Here is an 18,233-nt window from a genome sequence, read left to right as displayed (position 1 = left end):
TATCATTCACTCATTCGCTCATTCAAAAAGCCATGTTTAGCTTAAAAGATAAAGTTGCCATCATCACAGGTGGGGCCAGCGGAATTGGGCTGGCGATTTCGCAGACGTTCGCCCAGGCGGGTGCGCTGGTTCATATTCTGGAATTGAATGCGGACCTGGCCCGGCAGGTAGCCGAGGAGATCAATGCCAATGGCGGGCGGGCGCACGCGCATGCCGTCAATGTGTCGAATCAGGCGCAGGTTGTCGAGGTGATTGACCGGATTGCGGCTGGTGGAGCCATCAGCATTCTGGTCAACAACGCCGGTATTTCGCACATCGGAACCGTTGAAACCACGACGGAAGCCGATTTTGACCGGGTGTTTACGGTCAATGTCAAAGGGGCTTACAATTGCCTGTATGCCATCATTCCACACCTGAAAGCCAATGGCGGGGGCGTCGTGCTGAACATGGCGTCGATTGCTGCTACGGTCGGGATTCCGGATCGGTTTGCTTATTCGATGACCAAAGGCGCGGTGGTTTCGATGACGCTGTCGGTGGCTAAGGATTACCTGAAACACAACATTCGCTGCAACTGCATTTCACCCGCCCGGGTTCACACACCGTTTGTCGACGGTTTTATTGCCCGTACGTACCCCGGACAGGAAGCGGAAATGTTTGCCAAACTAGCCGCTACCCAGCCCATCGGCCGGATGGCGAAACCGGTGGAAATTGCCGCCCTGGCCTTGTACCTCTGTTCGGACGAAGCCGGTTTCAATACCGGTTGTGATTACCCCATCGACGGCGGTTTCGTTCGGTTGAATAATTGAGAGAAGAGTAAAGAGTTGAGAAGAAAGACAAGAGACGAAAGACGGGGAGCCGGGACGAGGTAGAGAGGACGATGTTGCCGATGGTAGCTGGTGATTTCCTTTCTGCCTCGTCCTGGCTTTTGGGTCTTCATATGAATTGTCTGACTATAGGAATTATGTCTGATAATTCTTTTGCACTTTCGCTTTTGCCCCCAACCCCCTAAAGGGGGCTTCGAAATCCGGATGTTTTAGCCCCCTTTAGGGGGTTGGGGGCAAAGGCGGTAGAACTTAACAGCCCTGCTTTAAAGGGGACTTTTAGCATCTGGAGGAATGTGTCCCCTCTAGGGGAACGGGGCAAAAGCGAAAGTGCCATAATTTGTAAGGCTCATTTTTTTGCGTTATTTTTATTGCTTGTCGTATCAATCAAAACAGGCTCAGGGCGATAGCACCCGATTGTCAGATCAGCCAAAACCAATCCGGCTGAGACTTAATAATATTTTTTAATATAACGGGCTTTTATATTTAAAAAAATTATTAATCTTGTGTTAAATTTCTTCTACTTCCATCTTACTACATCTCCTTTATGTCAAAAAATCTACTCAGGCTTATCGTCATGCTTTTGATGGTAAGTTCACCCGTCTTCGCCCAGACGATTACGGGGAAGGTTACGGCAAGCACCGATGGCCAGCCTTTGCCGGGTGTATCCATTGTGGTGAAAGGCACGTCTCAAGGGACTACGACCGATGCCAGCGGCCAGTACAGCCTTTCGGCCAGTAAAAACGGAACGCTGGTTTTCTCCTTCATCGGCTACAAAACGCAGGAAGTCGCCATCGCCAACCGGTCGGTAGTTGACCTCGCACTGGCCGAAGACGCGACCATGATCAATGAAGTGGTCGTGACGGCTTTGGGTGTTACGAAAGAACAACGGGCGCTGGGGTATGCGACGACGGTGGTCAAGAACGACGCGCTGGTCAAAGCCGCTTCTCCGAACTTTGCCACGGCCCTGTACGGAAAAGCTCCGGGTGTGGTTATCAACGCAACACCGGGTGGTGCCACCAGTGCGGTCAGCATCAGCGTTCGCGGTTTTGCTTCCATTACCGGCAATACCCAGCCTTTGATCGTGATGGACGGTATTCCCATTCGGAACGGCGAAGTACGGAATACGGATTATTGGGGAGACCAACGGATTCGGGGGAACGGTCTGCTGGATTTGAACCCGGCGGATATTGAAAACATCTCGATTCTGAAAGGGGCTTCGGCGGCTGCCCTCTACGGTTCAGAAGCCGTAAACGGGGTGGTGCTGGTGACGACCAAAACCGGAAAAGGAAAAAAAGGATTAGGCGTTGATTTTAACGCCAGTTATAGCGTCGATAAAATTGCTTATCTGCCCCGGTATCAGGATGTTCGGGGTCCGGGCTACATGCTGAATTACCTCAACGGCGGCCAGGATGCCAACGGGTTTATTTCCTACGACACCAACGGCGATGGCGTGGGTGACACCCGGGGTCTGCTGAATGCCACGGTCAATTTCGGACCCAAGTTCGATGGACAACCGGTGATGGCGTTCGACGGTGTGATCCGGCCTTACTCGCCTTCCAAAAACAGCTACGCTGACTTGTTCCAGAACGCCAGCAGCTCCAACATCAACCTGTCGATTTCCAAGGCAACGGACAATTCCAACCTGCGGTTTTCCTACACCCGCCAGGATAACGGGATGATCAGCTACGGCGCGAAGAACAGCAAGAACATCATGAACCTGAACACGACCTTTAGCCTGAACAAAAAGCTTCGGACGGATTTGATGGTGAATTATGTCAACCAGTATACGCACAACCGCCCGTTTAAAGTGGATCGCATGATCAACAACTTTACGGGGATGATGAACCGTTTCGAATCGGCCGACTGGTATTTTAATAAATACCAAACCAGCCAGGGCTACAAATTCGTAACCGGTACCAACCAGAGTTTGACGCCGAGTGAGAACATCATCCGGAACGGTTTCAAGTCGGATATCGGGGATTACGTGTGGAGCACCCGCGCCAATACCTACGACGAGTATAGCAACCGCGTGATTGCGGCCGTGACGCAGCACTACGACATTCTGGACAACCTGAAGTTGCGGGGCCGGATCGGAACCGACATCACCTCGGAACGGCTGGAAGACAAACAACGCAGCTCTCAGCCTCTGGCGTTTGGGTACTCGGGATCGTTTTCCATGACCAACAACTTATACAACAATGTTTATGGGGATCTGCTTTTAACCTATACCCAAAAGCTGAACGAGGACATGAACCTGACCGCCATGGCGGGCTATACGGCTAACAAGCAATTGAATACGTTTATCAGCCGTTCGACCAACGGCGGGTTGAGTACGGAAAATTTCTTCGATGTTTCGGCTTCGGTGAACACGGCAAATGGCACCAACACCCGTGACCGGTATGTTCGGGATGCCTATCTGGGAACGCTGAATTTTGATTACAAAGGGTTCTTCTTTGTGGAAGGAACCATCCGCCGGGACCGGACTTCTACGCTGATCACCGGCAACAACGCCTTTACCTATCCTTCCGTTAACTCCGGTCTGGTGTTCAGTGATTTCCTGAAGTTGCCGGTAGTGGTTAGCTACGGGAAACTGCGGGCATCATTCGGGATCGTGGGGAACTACCCGCCGATTTACAGCGCCAACAATGCCTACAGCCAGGGCAACCTGAGCCTTCAGCAAACCGGCGGAAGTTCGGTCCTCTACACGACGATCAACAGCTCCTACGGAAACGACAAAATTCGTCCTGAGCAGAAGCGTGAATTTGAATTTGGTTTAGAAGCCCGGTTCCTGAAAGACCGGATCGGATTCGACCTGTCGTATTACAACGCCCAGATCGTCGATCAGATTCTGCCATTGACCATTGCCGCCAGCTCGGGTGCCCGGTCGGTTCTGGCCAACATCGGTACGCTGCGGAACCAGGGTCTGGAACTCGCCCTGAACGCGACGCCGATCAAAGGGTTAGGCTACAATGCTTTCAACTGGGACATTACGCTGAACCTGGCGAAGAACAGCAACAAGGTTGAAAAACTGGCCAATAGCTCGACGGAACTGATTCATGCGGATTACGATGGCAACGCGGCCCAGTTGCGGTCGGTGGTCGGACAACCGATGGGGGATATTTACGCCCACGGAATCCTGAAAAATGCGAACGGGCAGGGTATTGTCGGTCCGAATGGTTTGTATCAATTGGATGGTGCCAACTGGATCAAGGTCGGAAACGCCATGCCTAAACTGACGGGTGGTTTGATCAACAGCCTGAACTATAAAGGATTTAACCTGGATCTGGTGGCGGATTTCCGGTTTGGCGGTCACATCATGCCGACGGGGATCAACTGGTTGACCTCACGCGGTTTGACCGAAGAAAGCCTGACTGCCATGGATAAGGAACGCGGTGGACTGAGCTACTACAAAGACGCTAATGGCAAGGGTGTGCAGACCACGGCGGCTGCCGGACCCAATGGCGAAGTCGTTTACAACGACGGGATGCTGATGCAGGGCGTACTGGCCAACGGAGAAGCCAACACCAATGTGGTTTCGCAGGCTACCTACTACAACGCAACCTACAACTGGGGTGGCCCGCAATACGGCAATGCCCGGTATGAACTGTTCGTCAAAGAAAATTCCTACATCAAAATGCGGGAAATTTCCCTGGGCTACCGGATTCCGGCCAACATCACCCGCCGAATCGGAACCCAGAACCTGACGCTGTCGGTATTTGGCCGGAACCTGTTCTTCTTCTACCGCACCATCAAGGACCTGGATGCCGAACAGACTAACGCCAGTACGAAATGGTCGGACAACATCAACAATGCCGGGAACAACCCATCGTTCCGGACCATGGGGGTTATGCTTCGCGCCAGTTTCTAAATCTTAACGCAACACTGAAAATGAAAAAAATAGCCATATTTGCTTTAGCCGGGCTTTTACTGGGAACCGTATCCTGTAAGGAATCCGAGTTTGCCGAAGCCTATCCCGATCCGGCCAAAATTGCCGAGTCGACCGTTGAAAAACAATTTACCGGGGTACTGTATGCCAACCGCGAGTATGTTCTGCCGGGCTATACGCACTATTTTACAACCCTGCGGCTCTCCCTGAATCCCTACACCCAGGCGATTGGCCGGCTGAACCAGTCCGGTCTCTACGTTCCGGGTTCGGCAGGGGTCGAAAACGTGTGGTATAACTACTACAACATGCTCGCGCAGTACCGCGAATTACAGAAAATCTACGCTTCCAGACCGGCCGATCAGCAGGCCGACCGGAAAATCTTCATGCTGGCGGCTGCGATTTACGTCTACGACCAGACGCAGCGCCTGGTGGATGTACACGGCGCGATCCCATTCTCGGAAGCCGGCATGTTGAGCACGAACGGTGGTGAATACGCGTCTTCGCTGGCGAAATTCGATACGGCAGAAGGGATATACGCCTTCCTGCTGGATGACCTGAAACGCATTGCCACCGAGTTGAACGGCATCACGCTGAATGCCGGGTATCAGAAGTCGTTTCAGACGCAGGATTTCCTGAACAAAGGCGACATCACGGCCTGGAAACGCTACGCCAACTCGCTGCGGCTGCGGTTGCTAAACCGCGTATCGGATGTGGAAAGTATGAAAACCCGCTCCAACACCGAGATCGCGGAGATTCTGGGCAACGCCACCACCTATCCGATTGTGGAAACCAACGCGCAGAACATCCAGATCAATGTTTTCGACATCAACACCGACATCAACTCGAAAGGGTTTCAGGGCGGTTTGGCATCGGACGGCTGGTATGGCAATACGGCGGGCAAGGCGATGATCGACCACATGAACACCAACAAAGACCCGCGTTTGCCCATCTTGTTTGAACCGGGACTCAACGCAGCCGGGAAGTTTATTGGCATCGATCCCCTGGCGACCGAAGCCGTTCAAACGGCTCAGTACAATGCCGGCCAACTGGCGATTTATAACCGATATACCACGAGCCACAATCAGTTTTTCCCCGGTGTGATCATCAACGCTGCGCAGATGAACCTGATCAAGGCAGAATATTACCTGCGGACGGGCAACGAAGCATCGGCCAAAACCGCCTATGAAACGGCGATTACGCAGTCGGTAGAATTCTACAACAAGATTCTGTCGCTGACCAACGCCACCGGGATCACGGGTTCAACCATTCCGACGGCTGCAACGCCAGCTTCGGTTGCCGCTTACATTGCGGGTGATGGCGTGAGCTGGGCGAAAGCAACGACCAACGCTCAGAAACTGAGCCTGATCGCTACCCAGAAATGGTTGCACTACAACGTGGTTCAGCCCTACGAAAACTGGGCCGATCTGCGTCGGTTGGATCTGCCGGTTTTGAGCTTCCAGGTTGACAACGCTAATAACCAGACGTTGCCGCCGGTGAAATGGACCATTCCGGGCAACGAAATCACCTACAATGCGGTGAACTATGCGGCCGTAAAAGCAGCGGATAATCTGAAAACCAAGCTTTTCTGGGATGTGAAGTAAGTTCCGGTAGCTTGACTTAGTACTTACAAAAGAGGCAGACCCACGGGTTTGCCTCTCTTTGTTTATGGAGAGACGGTTTTATTTCTTCCGGTTTTCCAGCACCAACAGTTGTGGAAACGACAGAATACCTTTAAAAATCAATTGGGTCATTTCGCCAACCGTGTGGAAATACGAACCTAACACAATATCGACATCACCGTCTTTGTCGAAATCGGCGGCTTCCATCGTGAGCCATTTTCCGTGAGCACCTTCCGGCGTGGTAAACGGTTTGAAATTCATTCGGCCTTCGTTAGACAAATAGACAAAACCCTGTTCCGGCTGGGCCAGATTGGCATAGAACGACGTGGCCGCAATGTCGAGGTCGCCGTCCTGGTCAAAATCCCGGGCGATGGCTTTGCTGGCTCCATAGAGTGGATAAAACCAGGCTTCTTTGAAGTTATCCTTCCGGTCGTTCAGGTAAATCCGTACGCCGTGGTAGTTTTTGTTGACGGATGAATAATCCCAGTTGTCGCCATTGGTGAGCAGGATATCCTGAAAACCGTCCCGGTTAAAATCCGCGAGTTCAAAGTAGCTGGCACCGAACAGGGGCGAAAACTGCAACACGGTTTTTTCCTTAAACCGCCCGTTTCCCTGGTTATAAAAAATAACGACTTCTTCGCGGGCCTGGGCCATCACGACCATGATGTCGGGCTTTTTATCACGATTAAAATCAGCAATCTCCACTTTTCGGGCACCCGGCAATGCCTTCAAAACGTGTTCTTTGGTCGGCTCGAAACCGTCGTACCAGAACAGTTTTCCCGCGTTGTTACCAAAACCGCAGATGACCACATCCTCTTTTCCGTCGGTATTCAGGTCGCCGGTGGTAAACTGCACTGGCCGGGGCAAGTCCCGGATATTGATGGGGGAGGAGCCCGGTTTGGCGGCCCGTTCCAGCGTCATGAGTCGCCCGAGGTGCTGGTCGGACGGACTGAAAATGCCGATGGTGAGCAGACGGGGAGCGGCATTTTTGGGAAAGTCAATATCCGTTGGGGCGGTATCGATCCACCAGGTATCGTTCAGGAACGCATCGCCAGCTTGCAGTGGGTTGTCGAGCACATACAGGGCGTTCTGGGCATCGCCGACGTAAAGCCGGGCGGTATTTTTGTCATACTTCAGCAAGGTTGTTTGCGGAACCGGTTTATCGCCCAGGGCAATTTCGCGGGCTTTGAACAACGGAAGCTGATTGGTAACGGATTGGTAAGACTTTTGGGGCAACGGTTCGGTGGGTGCGACACGTTCGTAATACCGCACAATTTCCGCCCACTCGTCTGTCGAAAGCCGGGCGGTTTCGGGGTAAATAGTCAGGTGGGCAACGGCTTTTTCCTCCTCGGGCGAGAGCGGTTTTAGCGTATCCTGACCGGGCAGTTTGATCCCCAGCCGCATCGCCATGTTGGGAAGCACCCCCGTGACCCAGGTCTTTTTGTCCAGCAACGCCGGTTCCGGAAACAGGTGGCAGCTTCCGCAATGGCGCTGGGCCAGTTGTTTGCCAACGGAAATGGAATCGTCTCTGTTCGCAGCCGCCCTGTTTGGAAAACCGGCCTGGGTATCATTTTTTCCGACCAAGGAAAAGGACGCCAGCCAGAGGGTGATGAAAAACAACAGACCAGTTTGAAGGAAAGGCATTGGGGAGTGGTTTGCGGAATGAAAATGGCAAAAACGGCAGGAAGATAGTCTAATCCGGGTTTTGTAACGTTCTCACTGCAAAAATTTGGGTTGTTAATTATTTTTTTTGACTTGTCAATGGGAGAACCAGAACATGAAAATTCCGGGACTCTTCAGCCATTCCGGAACATGTCGGCTATAAACGTCAGTGAGCCCGGGAATTTCTAAAGTACCAATCATTAACGAGTTCAAGGGCAATATTGCTGCCTTTTTATTACTAAAGTACAATAGTAGGCTTTTTGAGACGGACACGATGCGTTCCGGATAATTTCAAGGGTGAACTGTATAAATTCAACATTAATTTAAAATTAATGACGGTATTATTAAATTTTTTAAAAAAGGAATATCTTTGCAGTTAATCACCCATCGTACAGAATCTTCTGCCTGTTTTTTTATCTTTTTCAGTAATTTCTAGAAGTAGAGTTGCTTTTTTTAGGCTATAATGGTCTGGAAATCGGCACGTTAGCTCCCTATTTTCCTACTTGAATCGAATGCGCTTTTTACTTATATTCACCTAAAACAATCCTAATAATGAAGTTTATGAAACAAAAACTACTTAAAACCTGCTTAAAGGTTTTTGTCTTTGCCGGAGCCTGGCTACTCTTTGCGGCTTCACCTTCATGGGCTGTGGATAAAGCAGTTACAGGAAAGGTGTCGGATGAGAAAGGGAACGGGCTGGCTGGCGCAACGGTCACCATCAAGGGAACGACACGCGGCACCAACACCGATGGAAATGGAAGCTTCCGCATTGTGGTTCCCGACGATAACGCCATTCTGGTGTTCTCCTATATTGGCTACGCAAAACAGGAAATTGCGGTCGGAAACCGCTCCAACATCGAGGTTCAGTTGCAACCCGGCGATGCTTCGCTGGAGGAAGTCGTCGTAACGGCTTTGGGGATCAAGCGGGACACGCGTTCGCTGGGGTATTCCGTGACGACCATTGATGCTTCTTCGGTCAACCAGGCGCGGGAAACCAACGTCATCAACTCCCTGCAGGGGCGGGTGGCCGGTTTGAGCATCACGCCCGGCACCGGCGGTCCTGGTTCGTCATCCCGGATCAACCTCCGGGGGGTGAGCAACTTCAGCGGTGGTAGTCCCTTGTTTGTCATCAACGGGGTTCCGATGGACAACTCCTCGCGCGGAAACGCCGGTGAGTGGGGCGGAAACAACAACGGTGACGGGATTGCCAACATCAACCCGGACGATATCGAAACCATGACGGTGTTGAAAGGAGCCACGGCTGCGGCTCTGTATGGTACACGGGCGGCCAATGGGGTTATTCTGATTACGACCAAAGGGGGCAGCAAAAACTCCGGTCTTTCGGTGGAATACAACGGAAACATGCAATTCGATCAGGTGATCGATTTCTCGGACTTCCAGTATGTGTATGGGCAGGGAACCCAGGGCAAACGGCCAACCGACGTCAACAGCGCCCGCAACTCCGGGATTTATAGCTGGGGCGAGAAAATGGACGGCGCGCCCTACACCCAGTTCGATGGCAAACAGTATCCGTATTCACCGGTAAAAGACAACATTGAGAACTTCTACCGGACAGCCGCAACCCTGACGAACACCGTGGCGATGTCGGGCGGGAATGAGCAGACGAGTTTCCGCTTGTCGCTGTCGTCGATGGATGCCGAAGCAACGGTTCGGAACAGTGGCATGAAACGGAAAACCATCAACCTGAGCGTCAATCAGAAAGTGACGGAGAAATTCGATGTGAGCGTGATGGCCAACTACATCGATCAACAGGACAACAACCGCCCCGGTTTGAGTGACGCCCCCCAGAATCCGAACTACGGGATTATTCTGCTGGCCACGAGCTTCAACCAAAATGCGCTGAAACCCGGCTACGATCCGGTAACGGGCAATGAGTTGACGTTCAGCGATGATACCTACAAAACCAACCCCTGGTTTGTGGTCAATCAGTTCAAGAGTAAACTGGAACGGAAACGCCTGATTTCGGCCATCACCGGTAAATACCAGTTTAACGACTGGATCTATCTGCAGGGCCGGGTGGGATATGACCTGATCAACGACGGCGGTTTTGGCGTTACACCGTACGGAACGGCCTATTCGCGGCTGGGGAGTGTCAGCAACAGCAAAGAACAGCGGAATGAAATGAACGTCGACGGTCTGCTGGGCATCAACCGGAAAATTACGCCGGATTTGGGCCTGAATGTGGCACTCGGGGCCAACCTTCGTAAAAACAAGTTTGAAAGTGTGGGCGTTTCCGGTGGTAGCCTGAGCATCCCGTACCTGTATACGCTGTCGAACACCCTGACGAAAGGGCAGTCGTACGGTTTCAACGAACGGCAGGTACAGTCGGCATATTACACGGCGGATCTGGACTACAAAAACTTCCTGACGTTGTCGACTACGGGCCGCTACGACGTGTACTCCACACTGCCAGCCGCCAACCGGGGTATTTTTGCCCCCTCGGTGTCGGCCAGCTTTGTGTTCTCTGAATTACTCAAAGTGCGTTCGATGGATTTTGGTAAGCTGAGAGCTTCGTACGCCCAAACGAGCGGTGAAGCCTTCGATGCCTATTTGACCAGCCAGTATTATTCCCTGGGCAATACCATCAACGGCATCCCGCAAGGTGGGTTTAGTTCCCAGTTGCCGAACCTCGACCTGAAACCGTTCCGGTTGACGGAGTTTGAACTCGGTTTTGAAACGAAATTTCTGCAAAACCGCCTGGGAATCGACTTTGCGTACTTCAACCGGGTGACCAAAGATGAAATCGTGAGCGGGCCACTGTCGCCCACCACCGGGTTTTCGTCGCGGGTGCTGAACCTGGGTTCGACCAAAAATACCGGGATCGAACTGTTGATTACCGGTACGCCCATCGTGAACAAATCGTTTAAATGGGATGTGTCGTTCAACATCACGAATGTGAAAAACACGATTGTGGACATCGACGGTGACGGCGGAACCCAGCAACTCGGTCTGGGCACCTACCGGCCTTTGAACGGGAACATCGCCCACGTAAAAGGCATGGCGGCCGCGCAGGTGATGGCGTATGACTACAAATACAACGCCAACGGCCAGGTCATCATCGGTGCCAACGGCGTCCCGGAACGGGGAGCGCTGACGCCCATGGGATCGGCGATTCCGAAAGTGTATGGCGGTTTGAACAACAACTTCAACTACGGAAACTTCTCGCTGGGCTTCCTGTTCGACTACAAATTCGGAGCGAAAGTGTTGTCGGCCACCAACCACTACTCCATCGTGGACGGTTTGCACAAGATGACCCTCGAAGGTCGTGAAACCGGCGTAGTGGCCTCGGGCGTTCTGGCAACCGGCGAAACCAATACGCTGAACGTGCCGGCGTATACCTACTATCCGGCGCTGGTGACCAACATCTCGAAACTGAACGTGTTCAACGCCGATTTTATCAAACTGCGTCAGGTCGTTCTGAGCTACCACATGCCTGAAAAATGGTTTACGGGTAGTAAACTACCGTTCGAAGCCATTTCCCTGTCGTTGGTGGGCCGTAACCTGGCTACGTTGCTGAGAAATACGGAAAATTTTGATCCGGAAGCGGGTTTCTCGTCCGACCTGCGCTACGCCGGAACGGAAGGAGCCCAATTGCCCTCGACCAGAACGCTTGGTTTCACCCTCAATGCCCGGTTCAAAAAATAATTGAAAAACCATGAAGAAAACTTCAATCTATATAGCGGCTCTGTTGCTGGTTTGTGCGACAAGCTGTACCGATAAATTTGACGAAATCAACACCGACCCAACCCGGTCGAGTGAGTCAACCTGGGACCCGAACTTCTTTTTGCCCAACGCCCAGATGTCGTACATCAATTTGGGTTACGATGGAATTCTGTACCAAAGCACCTCGATGCAGGTTCTGGCGTCAACCTTTACCTATTACGGGAATGGTGACAAATATGTCAATACCCAGAACTCGACCAGCTATCAGGGCAGCCTGTTCAGCCGGGCCTACAACATCGGTACGGTTTTGGCCGAAATGATCAATCTGACGAAGGGGAAAGAGCAGTATACCAACCTCTACAACGTCGGCCGGATTATGCAGGCCATGAACATGCAGCGGGCCACCGACGTCTACGGCGATATTCCGTATACCGAAGCCTTCAAGGTAAAAGAAGGAATCGCGAATCCGAAATACGACACGCAGCAGTCGATTTATACGGCCATTCTGACCGAACTGGAACAGGCAACGGCGGCCCTGGATGCTACGAAGCTGAAACCAACCGGTGATTTGTATTATGCCGGCGACATCGCCAAGTGGAAAAAACTGGGCTATTCGCTGATGTTGCGCGCGGCCATGCGACTGACCAAAGTCGACCCGGCCACGGCGAAAACCTGGGCTGAAAAAGCCGCTACCGGGGGCGTTTTTACGTCCAATGAAGACAACGCCAGAATTGTTTCGGATGCCAATAATGCAACCTCCGGAATTTTCAACGTGTACCAGGTTGCGGATGATTTCCGGGAATTGCGGTGGTCGAAAACCTTCATCGACGCCTTGAAAACGACCAATGATCCGCGTTTGAGTGCCATTGCCGAAGTGCCGCAGCCGGGTCTGGCCAACAACGCACTTCAGACGCTGGTAGGGGTCAACGATCCCGCTGTTCAGATGGGATTACCGAATGGGTATGACCTGACTGGCGGAGCCCGGGACATTAAATCTTCGGCGGGTTATCCGGGCGGAACCGGAACCGGCAACGACGTGGCACCCCTGGGGAAATATTCCCGACCACGCATTTCGGTGTACCTGAAACGGAACGGCACGCTGCAAACGATGACTTACGCGCAAACCGAACTGCTGCTGGCGGAAGCCAAAGTGAGGGGCTGGAACGTGCCGGGAACGGCCGCCGAGCATTATGCCAACGGGGTAACGGCCGCCATGACGTCGCTCTCGCAACTGGATGCCACTGCGGCCATCACGCCCGCAGCCGCAGCCGCTTACGTAGCCGCCAATCCGCTGAACGTGACATCGACGGAAGCCTCGCTGAACGCCATCAATACCCAATACTGGCTGGCAACGGGTAGCTATATGGACTTCGTTGAAACCTGGATCAACTGGCGACGGTCGGGTTATCCGACACTGACGCCGGTTAATTATCCGGGAAATGTGACGAACGCAACCATTCCGCGCCGGATGATTTACCTGTCGACTGAAATTATCAACAATGCCGCGAGTTATACGGAAGCGGTTGGTCGCCTGACGGGTGGTGATTTGCTCACTGGCCGGGTATGGTGGGATAAGTAAGCTCAGGAAAAAGGGAGGGTCGCCGGGTGGTGCCTTCCCTTTTTTTATTTGTTTCAGAAATTACCTTAACTTCAACCTCTCCTGTTGAAGTTTTTCGTTTTAAGCTACCATGATTGTCCTCGGCTCGAAATATAAAGTATGCGCATCCGGTTTTAAAATAGTATGGGTGTGTCAGGTAGGGCTGCTGTTGTTGTGTCTCCCGGTTTCATTTTTGCAAGCCCAAACGACCCTGTTTCAACTTCTTTCTCCGAAGCAAACCGCCATCGATTTCAGCAACGACATCGACGAAAACGAAAGCCTGAACGTCTTATCCTACGAGTATTTTTACAACGGGGGCGGTGTTGCCGTCGGCGATCTGAACAACGATGGTCTGGATGATCTGTTTTTTACCGCCAACCTGAAACCCAACAAACTCTACCTGAATCTGGGTGGATTGAAATTTAAAGACATCACCAAAACCGCTGCGCCGGGCCTGGGTGGTCGGTCGGGCGGCTGGAAAACCGGCGTCAGCATGGCCGATGTAAACGGCGATGGCTTGCTGGATATCTATGTCTGTTATTCCGGGAAAGGAGAGGATGATAAACGCCGGAACCAATTATTTATCAACCAGGGTGTTTCGTCCGATGGCTCGGTGCGGTTTGCCGAACAGGCCAGGCAATATGGCCTCGATGATCCGGGCTACAGCACCCAGTCGGCTTTTTTTGATTTTGACAACGACGGCGATCTGGACATGATGCTGTTGAATCACAATGTGAAGAAATACGACAACATGGAACTAGCCAAACTGCGGAATGAAGTGGATGAACTGGCCGGGAATAAACTCTACGAAAACCGGGATAACCATTTTGTGGATATCACCAAAAAAGCCGGTATTCACCAGTATCCGCTGACGTTCGGGTTGGGCATGGCCATTGCCGATGTGAACCAGGACGGCTGGCCCGATATTTACGTCACCAACGATTACAACGAATCGGATTACCTCTACATCAACCAGAAAAACGGTACGTTCAAAGACGAAACCCAGCACTATTTCCGGCATCTGGCGCAGTTTTCGATGGGCATCGACATTGCCGATTACAACAACGACGGCCTGCCGGATATCATGTCACTGGACATGTTACCCGAAGACAATCGCCGACAGAAACTGCTGCAACTCCAGGAAAACTACGAGTCGTTTGAACTCATGGTTCAGCAAAAACTCTACAAGCAATACATGCGCAACATGTTGCAGTTGAACAACGGCGACGGAACCTTCAGCGAAATTGCACAGGCAGCCGGTGTTTCGAATACAGATTGGAGCTGGGCTCCTTTGTTGGCGGATTTTGACAACGATGGCTATAAAGATCTATTCATTACCAACGGCTATTTGCGGGATTACACCAACAAGGATTTTCTGAAATACTGGGGTGATTACAAAGTGCAGAAAGCGATCAAACGCGAGTCGATTCAGCTCATGGATTTGATCCGGGCCATGCCATCGACCAAACTGCCTAATTATATCTTCAAGAATAACCGGGATCTGACTTTTGCGAATAAACAAACCGACTGGGGGTTTCAAACCGCTTCGATTTCAAACGGGGCGGTCTATGCCGATCTGGATAACGACGGCGATTTGGAACTGGTCGTCAACAACATCAACGAACCGGCTTTTGTGTACCAGAACCTGAGCCGGGAGCAGTTAAAAACGTCTTATATTCAGCTCAAACTGGTTTCGGCGGGCAAGAATAAACAGGCGGTAGGAGCTAAAGTAACGGTTTATACCCAAGGCGGTTTGCAGTATCAGGAGCAACAGCCGGTTCGGGGCTACCTGTCCTCGCAATCGTCCCGGCTGCATTTTGGTCTCGACCAGGTAACGACGGTCGATTCCATCAAGGTAATCTGGCCCGATCAAACCGAACAAAGATTAACACAAGTGGCTGCCAATCAGGTTCTCACGATTGCACAATCGACGAATGCTCCAAAGTCGAAAGGAGTGGCGGTTCAGAGAAACAAACCCGGTATTTTTCAAAAAACCGGGAAGATCATTTCCTTTCTCCACGAAGGCTACAACGAAAATGATTTCAAACGCCAGCCGTTGATGCTGTTTATGTATTCGCAGGTCGGGCCAGTTTTGGCGAAAGGTGATGTGAATAAAGACGGGTTGGACGATCTTTTCATTGGTGGGGATAAAAATACCAACGGCAAAATCTGGTTGCAGCAAACGGAGGGCACCTTCAAAAAAATCGAAGAATTAACCATTGGGGACGAGAACGTTTCGGCGCTTTCGGCGGCTGTTTTTTTCGATGCCAATGGCGATGGTTACGATGATTTATACGTTGCCAAAGGCGGTTATTCGCTGTTCGAACCCAACACGCCGTCGTTGCAGGATGTTCTGTACATCAACGATGGCAAAGGCAATTTAAAACTGATTACGACGGCTTTACCGGTGCTAACGGCCAGCAGTAAATCCTGTGTGCGCGTCGTGGATTTCGACGGTGATGGCGATCAGGATCTGTTCGTCGCCGGGCGGGTTATTCCGGGGCGGTATCCGGAACCGCCCGTGTCCTATTTGCTGGAAAACAACGGAAAAGGGCAGTTTAAAACCGTAAAAACGCCGTTCTCAACCATTGGCATGATCACCGATGCCCAATGGGAAGATCTGGATGGCGATGGACGCAAGGACCTGATTCTGTGTGGGGAATTGATGCCGATTAAAGTGTTTGCCAATACCAAAGACGGTTTCGTGGATAAAACCGCTCACTACTTTTCGGAAGAAGAAAACGGTTTCTGGTTTTCGATCACCGTTGCCGATGTAAATGATGACGGTAAAAAAGACATTATCGCCGGAAACCTGGGCATTAATTCGCAGCTTAAATACTCGAAAAAAGAACCCGCCGAGCTGGTGTATGCCGACTTTGATAACAACGGTTCCATCGATCCCTTCTTCAGTTTTTTCGTGCAGGGAACGTCCTATCCGTTTGTCAGCCGCGACGAATTGAATGATCAGATCTTCCCCATGCGCCGGAAATTTGGCTACTACAAAGACTATTCGACGGCAACCATCAACGACATTTTCTCGGCGGATGACCTGGCGAAAGCCAAAAAAATGACGGCTACGGAATGCCGTTCCGTCTGTTTTCTGGCGAAAGAAGGCCAGTTTGAAAAGCAGATTCTGCCGCTTCAGGCCCAATTTTCTCCGGTGACCAAATCACTGGTCGAAGACTTCGATCACGACGGTTTTATGGACGTTCTGCTGCTGGGAAACAAATCCGATAATCGGCTGAAAATAGGCAGTCTGGATGCCAATTACGGTTGTTTATTGAAAGGGGACGGGAAAGGCGGGTTTTCGTATGTGAGTCAACCTGAAGCCGGTTTATCGGTGATTGGGGATGTCAAAGCGGTGGTCGAATTGCAGGTAAAGCAGCAAAAATATCTGGTAATCGGGGCTTTCAACGAACCGGTTCAGGTTTACAAAAAATGATTGTCATGCGGTATTTATTCCTGCTTGGTTTCCTGGTTTGTCATTCGGTGCAGGGGCAAAAGGCCAGGCCGGATCTGGGGCGTCATTTGCAGCCCACGATTTTCGCGGTGACGATGGTGATGATTCATGATGTGGCCAATCCGCCGGCTGCCAGCCGGTTTTATACCTACAGCTTACTGGGGGCGTATGAAATTATGGCGCAGCACAATACGGCTTTCACAGCCCCTGCGGCTTTGGTTCGTAGCCATAAAAAGATAGTCATTGAATCTAAAGGTGCTTACAACTACCGGATTGCTGCCCTTTTTTGCGTGCTGGAAACCGGTCGGCTGATGCTTCCCTCGGGCTATATGCTGGAAGATGAGCAGAAAAAGCTGATAGAAACGCTCCGGAAAGAAGGGTACGACCAGGCGGTTATCAACCCGTCGATTGCGGTTGCGCAGGAAGTGGCCAAAAAAGTAACGGCGTATGCCGCTACCGATAATTACCTGAAATTAAGCACCCGCCTGCGCCACCGCCCCGCCAAAGGCGACCAATTCTGGTATCCAACCCCGCCGGGTTACATCGAAGCCATCGAACCCCACTGGCGAACCATCCGCCCGATGTTCATCGATTCCTGTACGCAGTTTACCCCCAAACCGGCCGTCGTTTTTAGCAAGGATTCTACCAGCGAATTCTACAAACTGGCTTACGAAGTGTACCGGGAAGGGAAAAACCTGGATGAAAGAAAACGGTTCATTGCCTCGTACTGGGACTGCAACCCCTTCGCCATCAACACCTCCGGCCACATGTCGATTGGCTTTAAAAAAATCAGTCCGGGAGGGCATTGGATGAATATTACGAGCATTGCGACCCGGAAAGCCAAACTGGATTTTGACAAAACACTCCAGGCTCACTGGCTGGTTGCCGCCACATTGATGGATGCCTTTATCAGTTGCTGGGATGAAAAATACCGCAGCAACCGCGTACGACCCGAAACCGTCATCAACCGCTCCATCGATGCGCGCTGGCAACCGCTGTTGCAAACGCCACCCTTTCCGGAATACACCAGCGGTCACAGCGTCATTTCGACCGCCGTGGCCGAAGTATTGACGTACCTGATCGGCGATAACTTTTCGTTTACGGACGATACCGAAGTCCTGTTTGAACTGCCCACCCGCGATTTTAAGTCGTTCCGGCAAGCCGCCGGGGAAGCGGCCATCTCGCGGCTCTACGGCGGTATTCATTTCCGCGATGCGATTGAGAACGGGCAAACGCAGGGAAAAGACATCGGCACTTTCGTGGTATCTAAAATCAAAAAAGCCGGTATTAAGCCACTGCACTGACGCTCCTTATCGTCAGTTTACATCCCTCTATTTTGCCCCAAATACCCGCTTGTCGGCTGATCGTGTCGGCTTGTTCCAAAATATTCGCTGTATTTTTTAGAGAACTTATTTGACTTTGGAGAACCGGGGTTATTCAGGTTATCGCAATAATAATATTGTGATAACAGAAATGTGGATTTAGTAAAACTTGCCCTTAG

The 18,233-nt window shown here is 51.6% G+C and carries 8 protein-coding genes; 7 read left to right on the top strand and 1 reads right to left on the bottom strand.

Translation table 11 applies throughout. The features are described from left to right. Positions 1 to 32: 32 nt before the first annotated feature. The 3 genes from DUE52_RS11000 (at position 33) to DUE52_RS10990 (ending at position 6,311) form a co-directional block, all read left to right on the top strand. Positions 33 to 806 carry an SDR family NAD(P)-dependent oxidoreductase gene (locus DUE52_RS11000; RefSeq protein WP_114406063.1) on the top strand — a complete coding sequence of 258 codons (774 nt, stop codon included), beginning with the start codon at positions 33 to 35 and terminating at the stop codon, positions 804 to 806. A gap of 562 nt (positions 807 to 1,368) precedes the next feature. Then, complete coding sequence (locus DUE52_RS10995; RefSeq protein WP_114406062.1) at positions 1,369 to 4,692, top strand: SusC/RagA family TonB-linked outer membrane protein; 3,324 nt, start codon at positions 1,369 to 1,371, stop codon at positions 4,690 to 4,692. Between the two features lie 20 nt (positions 4,693 to 4,712). Next, a complete protein-coding gene (locus DUE52_RS10990) occupies positions 4,713 to 6,311 on the top strand; it encodes a SusD/RagB family nutrient-binding outer membrane lipoprotein (RefSeq protein WP_229312137.1) in 1,599 nt (532 codons plus the stop codon). A gap of 78 nt (positions 6,312 to 6,389) precedes the next feature. On the opposite strand, the gene DUE52_RS10985 is transcribed toward DUE52_RS10990, so the two are convergent. Then, entirely contained in the window at positions 6,390 to 7,973 is a 1,584-nt protein-coding gene (locus DUE52_RS10985) for an FG-GAP repeat domain-containing protein (RefSeq protein ID WP_114406061.1), read from the bottom strand. Positions 7,974 to 8,552: 579 nt separating this feature from the next. Here DUE52_RS10985 and DUE52_RS10980 point away from each other — a divergent pair. From DUE52_RS10980 to DUE52_RS10965, 4 genes are all read left to right on the top strand, one after another. Then, a complete protein-coding gene (locus tag DUE52_RS10980) occupies positions 8,553 to 11,657 on the top strand; it encodes a SusC/RagA family TonB-linked outer membrane protein (protein WP_114406258.1) in 3,105 nt (1,034 codons plus the stop codon). A gap of 10 nt (positions 11,658 to 11,667) precedes the next feature. Further along, on the top strand, positions 11,668 to 13,254 hold the full coding sequence (locus tag DUE52_RS10975) for a SusD/RagB family nutrient-binding outer membrane lipoprotein (RefSeq protein WP_114406060.1): 1,587 nt from the start codon (positions 11,668 to 11,670) through the stop codon (positions 13,252 to 13,254). Between the two features lie 109 nt (positions 13,255 to 13,363). Continuing rightward, on the top strand, positions 13,364 to 16,714 hold the full coding sequence (locus tag DUE52_RS10970) for a VCBS repeat-containing protein (protein WP_170315688.1): 3,351 nt from the start codon (positions 13,364 to 13,366) through the stop codon (positions 16,712 to 16,714). A 5-nt stretch (positions 16,715 to 16,719) separates the two neighbouring features. Next, a complete protein-coding gene (locus DUE52_RS10965; protein ID WP_114406257.1) occupies positions 16,720 to 18,036 on the top strand; it encodes a vanadium-dependent haloperoxidase in 1,317 nt (438 codons plus the stop codon). Positions 18,037 to 18,233 lie beyond the last annotated feature (197 nt).

It is taken from the genome of Larkinella punicea (genome assembly GCF_003334855.1).
Taxonomy (GTDB): Bacteria; Bacteroidota; Bacteroidia; order Cytophagales; family Spirosomataceae; genus Larkinella; species Larkinella punicea.
This window is presented reverse-complemented; position numbering and strand designations above follow the sequence as displayed.